We start from the raw sequence: 12,378 nt of genomic DNA, 5'->3' as shown, positions 1-12,378 counted from the left end.
ATATCGAATAAAATCATGAATCTGAATATAGATGCAATAAAAAGTCAAACATTTGATGCCATTGTGGTGGGATCAGGTATTTCTGGCGGTTGGGCTGCTAAGGAATTGACAGAAAAAGGTTTAAAAGTGGCTGTGTTAGAACGTGGCCGTGAAATTAAGCACATAGAAGGCTACGAAACGGCAATGAAAAATCCTTGGGATTTTGCGCACCGTGGTAGACCAGACAATATGGCGGCGGAAGAATATTGGGCAGGTATGCGTACCGGTTATACAGCCAATGAAGAACACCGTTACCTTTTTGAAAACGATAAACAAAACCCTTACATTGAGAAAAAAGGAGGTTTTGATTGGCTTCGTGCCTACCATACTGGAGGTAAATCTCTTTTATGGGGCCGCCAAACTTACCGTTGGAACAAAGAAGATTTTGAAGCCAATGCCAAAGAAGGCGTAGGTACTGATTGGCCGATTCGCTATGAAGACCTTGCTCCTTGGTATTCGTATGTAGAAAAATTTGCAGGTATTTCTGGACAAAGAGAAGGTTTAGACGTGCTTCCCGACAGTGAATTTCTTCCTGCGATGCAAATGACAGCTCCTGAAAGACATTTCAAAGAGCAAGTAGATAAAAAATTAGGCCGTCCGGTAACTGTCGGACGTGTGGCTCACTTGACTCAACCAGGTCCTCAACACACGGCAATCGGTCGTGGTCAATGCCAATACCGCAATAAATGTATGCGTGGTTGTCCTTACGGCGGATATTTTAGCTCCCTATCAGCTACTTTACCTGCTGCAATGCGTACCAATCGTTTGACCATGGTTCACAATGCCATCGTTTCAGAAATTATTTATGACGAAGCGACTCAAAAGGCAAAAGGTGTACGTGTGATTGACCAAAATACCTTAGCGGTAAAAGAATATTACGCTAAAATCATCTTTGTAAACGCGGGAGCCATTGGCTCAACCTCTATTTTAATGAACTCGAAATCGAGTCGTTTTACCAATGGTTTAGGAAATGATAGCGATCAATTGGGTCGTAACATCATGGATCACCATTTAGGAGTGGGTGCAAGTGCAACCGTAGAAGGTTTCGCAGATGATTATTTCTTCGGAAGTCGTCCAAATGGTTTATACATTCCTCGTTTCCGTAACTGGGGTAAAGATAAGCGTGGATATACCCGTGGATTCGGTTACCAAGGTGGCGCGAGCCGTGAGGGTTGGGGCCGTGGAGTCAATTCTGATGGTTTTGGTGCACAATTCAAGGAAGATTTGACTAAACCAGGTACATGGACCATCGGTTTCGGAGGTTTTGGTGAAATTTTACCAGATCCAAACAACCGTTTTCAATTAAGCCAAACAGCCAAAGATAAATGGGGATTACCGGTATTGGAATTTGAAGCAAGCTTCGGATCAAACGAATTAAAAATGCGTGAAGACATGATGCACGATGCGGCAGAAATGTTAGAAGCAGCTGGATTCAAAAATATCAACCAATACAATAGCGATAAAACGCACATCGGTTTAGGTATCCACGAAATGGGAACTGCTCGCATGGGCCGTGATCCAAAAACTTCTGTCTTGAACAAGCACAACCAAGTTCATGAAGTGAAAAACGTGTTCATGACAGACGGTGCTGCAATGGCTTCTGCTTCTTGCGTTAATCCATCCCTAACATACATGGCATTAACTGCTCGTGCTGCAGATTTCGCGGTTTCTGAGTTGAAGAAGAGAAATCTGTAAATTAGTTATTAGTGTTTAGTTATTAGTGTTTAGTTATTAGTTATTAGAATACAGTCACTTAACTAAGCACTAAAAACTAATAACTGATAACTAATAACTGATAACTAATAACTAAAATGAAACTTCTCCGAATAGCCAACCTCCTCAGTTTCATCGCGGTATTAACGATGAATTTTTTATCGGTAAAACTGCCATTGAATGGGCATACACCTGGAGAATTATCAGATTTATACGTCAATTATTTTGTACCTGCTGGCTTCACTTTTTCCATTTGGGGCATCATTTATACCTATACCTTGATATGGGTGGTTTATCAAACCATCGGTTTATTTTCTGAAAGTATTGCTGCTAAAAGCGACTTTTGGGTGAAGCGAATCGGGTGGAATTTTGCTTTATCAAGCATCGCCAATATTGCCTGGTTATGTGCTTGGCATTATGAGCAATTATGGCTTTCGGTCGCCGTTATGTTGGTTTTATTGGGCATTTTAATCAAAAACAATATCCAATTAGAAACAAACAATGATCAAACCAGTCCCTTTTTTCGTTGGGCGGTTAAAATTCCTTTTCAAATTTACTTTGGCTGGATTTGCGTAGCAACAATCGCCAATTTCACTGCTGCTTTGGTAGGAAACCATTGGACAGGCTTCGGAATTTCAGAAGTTCTTTGGACCAAAATCATGATTTCCATCGCCATTGCCTTAGGCATGATACTAGTCTATCTAAAACGTGGTCCATTCATCGGATTAACCATCGTTTGGGCCCTATGGGGCATCTACTCCAAACGATTAAGCATCGACACCCCATCCTCTCAAGAAATCGCCACCTGGGCTTTGGTGGGAGTCATTTGGTTAGGGGGAGTTTCGGGGGTGAAATTAGGGAAGAGGTAAGAGGTAAGAGGTAATAGGAATTAGGAAAGAGTGCCATTGTGAAAAGTTATATCCTTTTTAGTTATTAGTTGTTAATTAGTAGAAATAAACTTCTAATACCTCTTACCTTTTACCTTTTACCTCTTACCTATTACCTCTTACCTCTTACCTTTTACCTCTTACCTTTTACCTATTACCTCTTACCTCTTATCTAACTCCAGTCCCATATTGACAAAAAATTTGGAACTCACAAAAGAATTCCCTTATTTTGGTCAACCGTTCGTGAATTAAATAAAGCTTAAACTTATACCTCAATGCTAATATTCTACTTAATAAGACCTTTGAATGATTTTATACGTCTCAATAACCACGTTAATACTAGCCCTAGTTATAACGCTTTTTAACTACCAAATCAATAAAACGAGTTTATACTTAGCTGGTTTTTTGGTTCCACTATCTCTAACAGGTATACTTCACTACTTTTGTATATTCCATGATTCCCCTGTTGGATTAGCATTTGTTTACGGGCATTTTATTCCGATCTATTATTTATCAGGCCCCATGATCTTTTTTTATGTTAGGGGAACATTGATCGATAAATCAAATTTGTCTAAATGGGATTATCTACATTTTCTTCCCGCAATTATTTCCTTGATTTCCATTTTTCCCTATTATTTTGAAGATTTTGATAAAAAATTAGAATTGGCAAAAATAGTATTTGATTACCCAAATACGCATAAATCCATCAATATTTCATGGCTGTATCCCAGCTCATTTAATATATTTTTACGTTCGATTTTAATCCTTTTTTATCTATTTTCCAGCATTTGTATTCTAACAAAATACCGCATTAAATTTAAAAAGCAAAATGTTCCAAGCGGTCAAAAACAACAGGCATTACAATGGCTGTATGCCTTAGTTTTTATTGCCAGTGTAACAAGTATTTCCTACTTCATCATTACCAAAAACTATTATTTCGGAAGTCCTTCCAAAAATGAAATCAATGCCTATTCCATCAATAGCCTTGCAGCATTGTCCTACAGTTTAATTCCGATTATGATGCTCCTATTTCCTCAGCATTTGTACGGAATTCCAATTAATAGAAGCAAAATAACGAACAACAACAGCAACAATTCAAGCAACGAAAAACCTCTTGAGTCCATTAAAAAAGACTTGGACGATCCCCTTGACCCTTTTGTCAATGTCGCTAATCACATTATGACTTACCTCGAAAATGAAAAGCCATTTGTTAATCCGGAATTCAGTATCGATGATTTGGCTACGAGTTTAGATATTCAAAAACATCATTTATACTATTGCTTCAACAATATTTTGCAAATTAAATTTACCACCCTTCGGACAAAACTCAGGGTCAATTATGCTCAAGAAATTCTATTAAGTGGCGATTTAACCACCATGTCGATGGAAGGAATCTGGACCAAAGCAGGATTTGCCTCTAGAACCAATTTCTTTGTTTCTTTCAAAGAAGTAACTGGATCCACGCCCTTGGAATACATCAAATCAAAAAATTTAGGAGAATTGATGGAAAATTGAGTTGAAAAATAGAACTGAGCGTTGATTTTTCTCAATTCTGAACTCATTTTTCTCAAAACGGAACTCATTTTAATTTTTTGGACTGCTCGAATTTGTATTATATGCCGAAATTTGTAGCTCCTTCAACAGGTAAAAATTAGATACATGAGGTTCACGTATATCTAATTTCGTATTGGTTCATTGTTAGAATGTCCTAACCAACATCGACTACCACTATCTTTTTAATAAGGAAGTATCATATAAGAATAATTCTTTGTGTCTCTTTGTGTTAGAATGTTAACACAAAGGCACGGAGGATGTAAGAGGTAAGAGGTAAGAGGTAAGAGGTAAAAGGTAAGAGGTAAGAGGTAAGAGGTAAAAGGTAAGAGGTAAGAGGTAAGAGGTAAGAGGTATTAGAAGTTTATTTCTACTAATTAACAACTAATAACTAAAAAGGATATAACTTTTCACAATGGCACTCTTTCCTAATTCCTATTACCTCTTACCTCTTACCTATTACCTATTACCTCTTACCTCTTACCTCCTAACGTTCTTCGTAATCTCATTCAATTGCTTAATTTTCTCCTGAAAATCACCTTTTAATTGCTTTCTAAGAGCTTCTAGTTGCTCAAGGCTAGTCTGAATGTCATTGGGGATAATATCTTCTAAAAACGCACGAATACGCTTTGCTAAGGTGGGCGATTTGCCGTTGGTAGATATGGCGATCTTTAAATCGCCTTTTTGGACAATCGATCCTAAATAAAAATCGCACAAGGCGGGAGTATCTGCCACATTGCACAATAGATGCTTTTGAGCAGCCAATGCTTTAATTTCTTGATGCAAAGCAAAATTATCCGTAGCACAAATCACCAAATCCAAGCCCTCCAAATCCTGCTCTAAAAACCCTCTATGATGAATTTGAACCTGTGTGAAATCTTTCAAATAATCGAGCGTTTCCTCTCGAAAAAAAGGCGCCACCATGGTGATTTTTGCGTGTGGAGAATTTCTTAACAAGGCCGAAACCTTTTCCAAAGCCACATTTCCCCCTCCTACTACTAGCGTAGAAAGTTGATCCAACTTTAAAAAAATAGGAAAAAGGGTGTTAGTGGATTCCATCTTCGAAATTATTTTTTACCTGCCAATTGCCCACAGGCAGCATCAATGTCTTTTCCTCTCGATCGACGAACGTTTACAATCATCCGCTTACTCTCCAAAAACGAAGAAAATTGTTGAATCGCATCAGCCTCCGCATTCACAAAATCAGCTTCTTTAATCGGATTATATTCGATGATATTAATCTTGCAAGGAATTTGCTTCGCAAAAGCCCAAAGCTCTCTGGCATCATCTATGCTATCGTTGAATTTATTGAAAACGATGTACTCCAAAGTAATTTTATTGGCTGTTTTCTCATAAAAATAAAGCAAGGCTTCTTTCAATGCCGCCAAAGTATTGCTTTCATTGATCGGCATGATCCGATTTCTTTTTTCATCATTGGCTGCATGTAAAGACAAAGCCAAATTGAATTTCACTTCATCATCCGCCAATTTTTTGATCATTTTAGCAATGCCCGCCGTGGAAACGGTAATTCGCTTGGGCGACATCCCTAAACCCTCTGGAGAAGTAATTTTCTCAATCGACTCCAATACATTGGCATAATTCAACAAGGGCTCTCCCATGCCCATATAGACGATATTCGTCAAAGGCTGTTGGTATATTTTTTCCGCTTGATCACGAATTAAAACCACTTGATCATAAACCTCAAAGGCCTCTAAATTCCGCTTTCGATCCATATAACCTGTGGCACAAAAACTACAGGTCAAAGAACAACCCACTTGCGAAGAAACACAAGCAGTCACCCTTTCATCCGTCGGAATTAAAACTCCCTCCACCAAATGCGCATCATGCAAAGCAAAACTGGATTTAACCGTTCTGTCTTTACTGATTTGAACTTCGGAAGTCTCCACACAATGCATGGCATAATTTTCATCTAACCAAGCACGCGTTTCCTTCGGAATATTTAACATTTGATCAAAAGAACGTGCCGATTTTTTCCAAATCCACTCATAGATTTGCTTGGCACGAAAAGCCGGCTGACCCTGCTCCAACATGGCCTGCTTTAACTCTTCCAAACTTAATTTACGAATGGATTTCACAACACGTTTTTCTACTAATTCTGGCACGATTATTTCTTTAATAATTCTCCTACTTTAGCAGAAATGGCCTTACCATCTGCTAAACCAGCCAATTGTTTGGTAGCAGCACCCATTACTTTGCCCATATCCGCAGGGCTACTCGCGCCTACTGAAGCAATAATTTCCTGTAATTTGGCTGTCAATTCATCTTCCGATAATTGCTTTGGCAAAAACTCTTCAATGATCGTTAATTCCACTTGCTCCTTTTCCGCTAAATCAGCACGATTTTGTGCCACATAAACTTCCAAAGAATCTTTGCGTTGCTTGGCAGCCTTCATCAAGATTTTCATTTCAGCATCTGCTGACAATTCTCCTGAATTAGAACCCGATGTTTCTTCCAATAAAATCAAGGATTTAATAGCTCTCAAAGCTCTTAAGCGATCTGCATCTTTCGCACGCATGGCATCTTTGATACCACTTTCAATTGTTAACTTTAACGACATATTTTTATGGTTTAAAATGGGATTTAACCCCCTCTATAAATTCTCGGTGATTGCTCAAACGAGGTACTTTATGTTGCCCTCCCAACTTTCCTCTTTCCTTCATCCAAGCATAAAAAGTCCCAGTAGGCGCTTGGTGAATAATAGGCGGGCCTAAGACTAAATTATAAGACCGTTTGGCATCATAATCAGAATTGAGTTCTCTCAAGGTCTGATCCAACATCTCTGCAAAGATACGGAAATCTTTGGGTGCTTTGGAAAATTCAATGACCCATTCGTGATTTCCACTTTTTCCCCCTTCCATAAATGAAGGAGCAGCCGTGTATTCTTTTAATTCAGCAGAAGTAGCATAACACGCTTTAGCGATGGCTTGTTCCGCATTATCGATAATTAATTCTTCGCCAAAAGCATTGATGAAATGCTTAGTTCTTCCAGTAATCTTGATTCGATAAGGAAATTTAGAGGTAAATCTCACTGTATCCCCGATTTTATAGCGCCACAATCCCGCATTGGTGCTAATCACCAAAGCATAATTAATGCCCAATTCCACCTCCCAAAGTGGCACAATGGTGTTGGCCTCCTCTCCTTCTTCATTCAATGGAATAAACTCGTAAAAAATGCCGTAATCCAGCATCAATAACAATTCATCGGGCAGACTTAAATCATCTTGTATACCAAAAAACCCTTCGGAAGCATTGTATATTTCCAAAAAACCTACATCCAATCCTTGAAATACCTCCTTTTTAAACATCTCTCGATAAGGACCAAATGCCACCGCCCCATGAATCATGAATTCAAAGTTTTCCCAAACTTCCAAAATGGATTTCTTACCCGTTATTTCTAAGATTTTTTCAATCAAAACCAAGGTCCAAGTGGGAACCCCTAAAATACTTGTAACATTCTCCTGAGAAGTTACCAAAGCCATTTTTTCAATTTTTTGATCCCAGTCATCCATCAAGGCCACATCCAGAGAAGGCGTTCGAATCAACTGTGCCCAAATGGGTAAATTTTTCATCACCACCGCTGACACATCTCCCAACAACATACTCGAATTCATGGGATTACTCGCCAAACTGCCACCAATCGACAATCCTTTGCCCTCAAATACTTTGGTTTCTGGCTTATTATTGACCAGCAAAGTAATCATGTCCTTTCCACCCATTAAATGACAATCGCCCAACGATTCTTTGGACACAGGAATAAATTTACTTCTTGCATTGGTCGTTCCGGACGATTTCGAGAACCAAGAAATGGGTGTTGGCCAAAGAATTTGCTCCTCGCCTTTCATCATTCGTTCGATGTAAGGAAAAATCTCCTCGTAGGTGGAAATCGGCACGGTCGATTTAAATTGCTGATAATTTTTGATCAAACCATATCCGTACATTCGCCCCCATTCCGTGTGTTGTGCCTGCGCCAACAAGTCAAAAAAACATAGCTCCTGCAACTCATGCGGCCGAGTGTACATCGCTTCAATGCGAGGCATTCTCTTCTTCATTAACCACAATAAAGTTTCATTGAAAAGTGACATGGATGTTTAAGGCTGGCTAATTGTTAGGGCTCTATTGGGGTAATCGGTGATAAAACCGTCCACTTTCAATTGAATGAGTTTTTTCATTTCTTCTGGCTCATTCACTGTCCAAGGTATCACTTGGATATTATTGGCATGACAAAAATCAACTGCCGATGCATCCAAAGCGGTGTAACTGGAGCTATAAATATCTGGTGCAAAACCCAAATCTTTCAGGGTATTTTCAGGCGATTTCCGACTGACCAAAGCAGAAAGTTTAACGGGAGCATATTGCCCATTTTGTATCTTTTGATGCCAAAATTTCAATACATTGAAATCGAAACTTTGTAAAATTAAGAACTTTGAATCCACCTGATTTTGCATGACTTCGTGTACCCGTTGAGAAAATTCTTCCACGCTTTTCGGCTGCGAAATCCCGTATTCCTTCTCGTCTGATTTAATTTCAATGTTATAATAAATCGCTTTTCCCGTTTTCTTTCGAAAGGCCTCCGCCATTTTTAGCACATCTGACAACAAAGGTTTAAAACAGGCAATTTTCTGCTGTTCGGGAAACAAGGCATTACCCCTTTTGCCCACATCAAATTGCTTGATTTCATCGTAGGTCATTTGATATAAATTCAGCTTTTCCTGTTGCTCTTTTGACACCAAATTGCCATCTGGAAAACTGGCATACAATGCATTCATGTAGGGCTCATGAGAAACCACTACTTGGCCATCTTTGGAAATACAAACATCCATTTCTAAGACTTGAATCCCCAAATCCAAAGCATGCTCAAAAGCCACAATCGTGTTTTCTGGATACAATCCCCGACAACCACGGTGGCCTTGAATAAAGGGTATTTGGGCGCTTAAATGGATATTCATACACAAAAAAATAGCTAGGTAAATATTTTTCATAAAGGTTTCATCGACTTATTACGCGCATTACTTTGTTCGTCTAATTGAGCAAAAACTTTCTTATACAACTCTTTGAATGCTTTGGGTTCTTTGATGTAATCATTTAAACTATTAACAAATCGGGTAGAATCGATGCCATGTTTTTTAAACACTTGTTTTTCAAAATAATTATAAACCACCAAGGAGGAGTCTACCGTACCCAAATGCATCGCATTTACCTTCCCTTCGGTTAAATGTATATCTACCAAAATCTGAATCATTTTGGCTTCTGGTAAAGTGGAGGATTGTTTCGTTTCACTGCATGAAAACAAAAAGGGTAGGAATAAAAAAATATATTTGTACATGCTAAAAAATTTGGACACAAATTAGAAAGCTTTTGTGAATATTCATTGGAAATCATGACTTTTCCATAATTTTCATTTTAAATCTCTAATTTTAACCTTTGTATTCATCCAATCTATATCCCCAATAATGGATATTCGATCATTTTTTTCACATGTTGTTCAACTTGAAATTCGCATAAGAAAGGCGATAAATACCCAAATGCACGGGAATTTTTCGTCGGTCTTTAAAGGTTCTGGCTTAGAATTTAGCGATTTAAGACAATACCAATATGGGGATGATGTTCGGCACATTGATTGGAATACCAGTGCCAAAGGGCATGGAACTTTTGTGAAATTGTACAAAGAAGAAAAAGAGCAAACCGTTTTTTTTCTTTTGGACGTGAGTGCATCTGGTAACATCGGCCGACAAGGGAAAAGTAAGTTTTTGACCATGAAAGAGGTAACTGCTGTTTTAGCCCTTTCTGCCATCAAAGAAGCAAGTCACATCGGATTTTGTTGTTATTCAGACAAGAATGAGAAGTTCATGGCGCCTGCAGCGGGCAAAAAACATGGCTTCAAAGCCATTTCCGAGTTATTTAAATTAGATCCCGAAAACAAAGGAACAGATTTAAAAGGCGCATTGATGTTTTTGTCGAATGTCTTAAAACGCAGGAGCCTCATTTTTATCTTGTCGGATTTCATTGACAATGGATATGAAGATTTTCTGAAGGCAACAGCCAACAAACATGATTTAGTAGTGATTCAAATCAATGACAAACAAGAGCTAAAATTGCCTTCTATGGGCATTATTCCAATTTTTGACCCAGAAAGGAATCGAACAACTTGGATGAACACCTCCTCGAAATCCTTTAAGCAATTGCTTCAGGAAGAAACAGAAATCAAAGGAAATCGATTAAAAAAATTATGCAAACAATGGAGTGCGGATTATATTTCAATTCAGGCCGGAGAAGATTTTGTGCCAACATTGATTAAATTATTCAATACCAGAAAGTAATGCAGGAAAAGGAATTGCAAATTGAAGGAAAATTTTTGGAAGATTCGGTCAAAATCGGGCAAATCTTTCATTATACCGTATTTGTCAAACATCCTAAAAATCAAGAAATTTTTTTCCCCTCCATTCATCAAAATATCGGGACTTTTGAACCTGTCAAAAGAGAATATTTTGTGACAAAAACCAAGGGTCAAAATAGTGTAGATTCCGCTATTTACACCTTTCGTTTATTCAATATTCAAAAAAGCCACATCTTGAATTTTCCGATTTATGTGATGGATGATCAAGATTGCACCTTAATTTCTCCGAAACCCGATACAATATTTATCAAACATTTAGTTAAACATCCTGAAAATGTGAACCTAGATGCCATATACAGTCAAATCGCAATTCCACATTTAGCGCCAAAAACAGAATTAAAAAACATTCTTTCTTGGGGTTTGGGAGTATTATTATTTGCCGGACTTGTTTATTGGTTTTTTGGAAATAGGATTAAACAAACCTACAAGCTTTACCTCCTTTGGCGAAAGAATTTAGACTTTAGAAGAAGTTTTCAACGCTATTTTAGAAATATTTCTAACTCAACATTGGGATTGAGGAATTTGGAAAAAGCCTTTACGCTTTGGAAGATCTATTTGGAATCGCTCACACAAATTCCTTTTTCTACTTTTACGACGAAGGAAATGTTGGACAATCTAAATGTTAAACGCTTAGACAAATATTTAAATGAAATGGATTCGGCAATTTATGGGGGTAATTTTTCCACCAAAACCATGGATTCAGTCACTGAATTAATGAATATTGCGAATAATATTTACCAATCGGAAAGGCGAAAAATTAAACTAGAATCTAAGAAAAAATGAAGCACAGCTTAGAATTTTACTGGTTTGAAATCAAGTCGATTTTCTCTTTTCATTGGGAAAATCCCATCATTCTCTATTTTTTACCCCTTCCATTTTTACTATATTTCATAAAAAATGTTTGGCAAAGAAATAATCGATCTAAAATAAGTCTTTCATTTTCCAAACCCCTGGTACAGAATAAACTCAACCGAGTACTAAGTTTTATTCCTGACGTCTTGCAAGGAAGTCTATTATTAAGTTTACTCATCGCCCTTGCAGGACCGTATAAGTCAATCATTCACCACAAAAAAGAAGCACAAGGCATCGATATCGCCTTGGCGATAGACATCTCATCATCTATGTTGACCAAAGATGTATTGCCTTCTCGATTAGAAGTGGCAAAAAGTGTGGCAAAAACATTCATTCAAAAAAGAACTGCTGATCCCATTGCCTTGATTGCATTTGCGGGAGAACCCTATTTAGCGAGCCCAATCACCCTAGACAACGCCTACTTACAAGGAGCACTAGGTGCCTTAGAATCCGAACTAATACCAGAAGAAGGAACCGCGCTCGGAGACGCCTTAGGCATGTGTTTGAACCAAATTCGCAACAATCCCAATCCCAAAAAGATTTGTATTTTAATCAGTGATGGAAAAAATACGGCTGGTAATTTAGACCCGAATATTTCCGCCAAATTGGCTAAAACTTTTCACATAAAAGTCTATACCATTGCAGTTGGTTCCAACACAACCCAGATAGATCCAGTAGATGAAAGTACTTTAAGAAGTATTGCGGAACAGACGGATGGGCAATTTTTTAGGGCAACAGATACACAGGCATTGCAGAAAACATTCGAGCGGATTGATCAGTTGGAGAAAACAAAAATCTATCAGATTACTTGGGAAGAGCGAATTGATCAAAGTGCCTTTTTTATTCAATTGGGCTTCTTGTTGTTTATGGCTGGTATGATTCTACGATTAACATGGATCAATAATATGTTAGAAGATTGAT

At 38.0% G+C, this 12,378-nt stretch carries 12 protein-coding genes; 6 read left to right on the top strand and 6 right to left on the bottom strand.

Going from position 1 to position 12,378, the window contains the following annotated elements; translation table 11 throughout:
• Positions 1–15 precede the first annotated feature (15 nt).
• The 3 genes from V7S79_RS04720 (at position 16) to V7S79_RS04710 (ending at position 4,154) form a co-directional block, all read left to right on the top strand.
• A complete protein-coding gene (locus V7S79_RS04720; protein ID WP_459489408.1) occupies positions 16–1,734 on the top strand; it encodes a GMC oxidoreductase in 1,719 nt (572 codons plus the stop codon).
• Between the two features lie 167 nt (positions 1,735–1,901).
• Positions 1,902–2,621: a hypothetical protein gene (locus V7S79_RS04715; protein ID WP_459489407.1), complete on the top strand. Its 720-nt coding sequence runs from the start codon at positions 1,902–1,904 to the stop codon at positions 2,619–2,621.
• Between the two features lie 324 nt (positions 2,622–2,945).
• Positions 2,946–4,154, top strand: coding sequence for a helix-turn-helix domain-containing protein (locus V7S79_RS04710; RefSeq protein WP_459489406.1), 1,209 nt, complete (start codon positions 2,946–2,948; stop codon positions 4,152–4,154).
• A 516-nt stretch (positions 4,155–4,670) separates the two neighbouring features.
• On the opposite strand, the gene V7S79_RS04705 is transcribed toward V7S79_RS04710, so the two are convergent.
• The 6 genes from V7S79_RS04705 to V7S79_RS04680 form a co-directional block, all read right to left on the bottom strand.
• Entirely contained in the window at positions 4,671–5,249 is a 579-nt protein-coding gene (locus V7S79_RS04705; protein WP_459489405.1) for a precorrin-2 dehydrogenase/sirohydrochlorin ferrochelatase family protein, read from the bottom strand.
• A gap of 8 nt (positions 5,250–5,257) precedes the next feature.
• Complete coding sequence (gene rlmN, locus V7S79_RS04700; RefSeq protein WP_459489880.1) at positions 5,258–6,241, bottom strand: dual-specificity RNA methyltransferase RlmN; 984 nt, start codon at positions 6,239–6,241, stop codon at positions 5,258–5,260.
• 74 nt (positions 6,242–6,315) lie between these two features.
• Positions 6,316–6,768: a GatB/YqeY domain-containing protein gene (locus V7S79_RS04695; RefSeq protein ID WP_459489404.1), complete on the bottom strand. Its 453-nt coding sequence runs from the start codon at positions 6,766–6,768 to the stop codon at positions 6,316–6,318.
• Between the two features lie 4 nt (positions 6,769–6,772).
• Positions 6,773–8,293: a GH3 auxin-responsive promoter family protein gene (locus V7S79_RS04690; RefSeq protein ID WP_459489403.1), complete on the bottom strand. Its 1,521-nt coding sequence runs from the start codon at positions 8,291–8,293 to the stop codon at positions 6,773–6,775.
• Between the two features lie 6 nt (positions 8,294–8,299).
• The gene (locus V7S79_RS04685) at positions 8,300–9,190 is read right to left on the bottom strand and encodes a glycerophosphodiester phosphodiesterase family protein (protein WP_459489402.1); all 891 of its coding nucleotides are present in this window, start codon (positions 9,188–9,190) and stop codon (positions 8,300–8,302) included.
• A complete protein-coding gene (locus tag V7S79_RS04680) occupies positions 9,187–9,534 on the bottom strand; it encodes a DUF4296 domain-containing protein (RefSeq protein ID WP_459489401.1) in 348 nt (115 codons plus the stop codon). Before V7S79_RS04680 ends, V7S79_RS04685 begins: the two co-directional genes overlap by 4 nt.
• Positions 9,535–9,661: 127 nt before the next feature.
• Here V7S79_RS04680 and V7S79_RS04675 point away from each other — a divergent pair, with 127 nt between their 5' ends.
• From V7S79_RS04675 to V7S79_RS04665, 3 genes are read left to right on the top strand one after another with little or no spacing between them, the layout of a single operon-like run.
• Positions 9,662–10,528: a DUF58 domain-containing protein gene (locus V7S79_RS04675; RefSeq protein ID WP_459489400.1), complete on the top strand. Its 867-nt coding sequence runs from the start codon at positions 9,662–9,664 to the stop codon at positions 10,526–10,528.
• Positions 10,528–11,388: a hypothetical protein gene (locus V7S79_RS04670; protein ID WP_459489399.1), complete on the top strand. Its 861-nt coding sequence runs from the start codon at positions 10,528–10,530 to the stop codon at positions 11,386–11,388. Before V7S79_RS04675 ends, V7S79_RS04670 begins: the two co-directional genes overlap by 1 nt.
• Positions 11,385–12,377: a vWA domain-containing protein gene (locus tag V7S79_RS04665; RefSeq protein WP_459489398.1), complete on the top strand. Its 993-nt coding sequence runs from the start codon at positions 11,385–11,387 to the stop codon at positions 12,375–12,377. The genes V7S79_RS04670 and V7S79_RS04665 overlap by 4 nt, the downstream gene beginning before the upstream one ends.
• Position 12,378: the final 1 nt, after the last annotated feature.

It is taken from the genome of Aquirufa sp. ROCK-SH2, from assembly GCF_054558315.1.
Note: the sequence above shows the minus strand (reverse complement) of the source record. Positions and strands in the feature narration are given on the sequence as shown.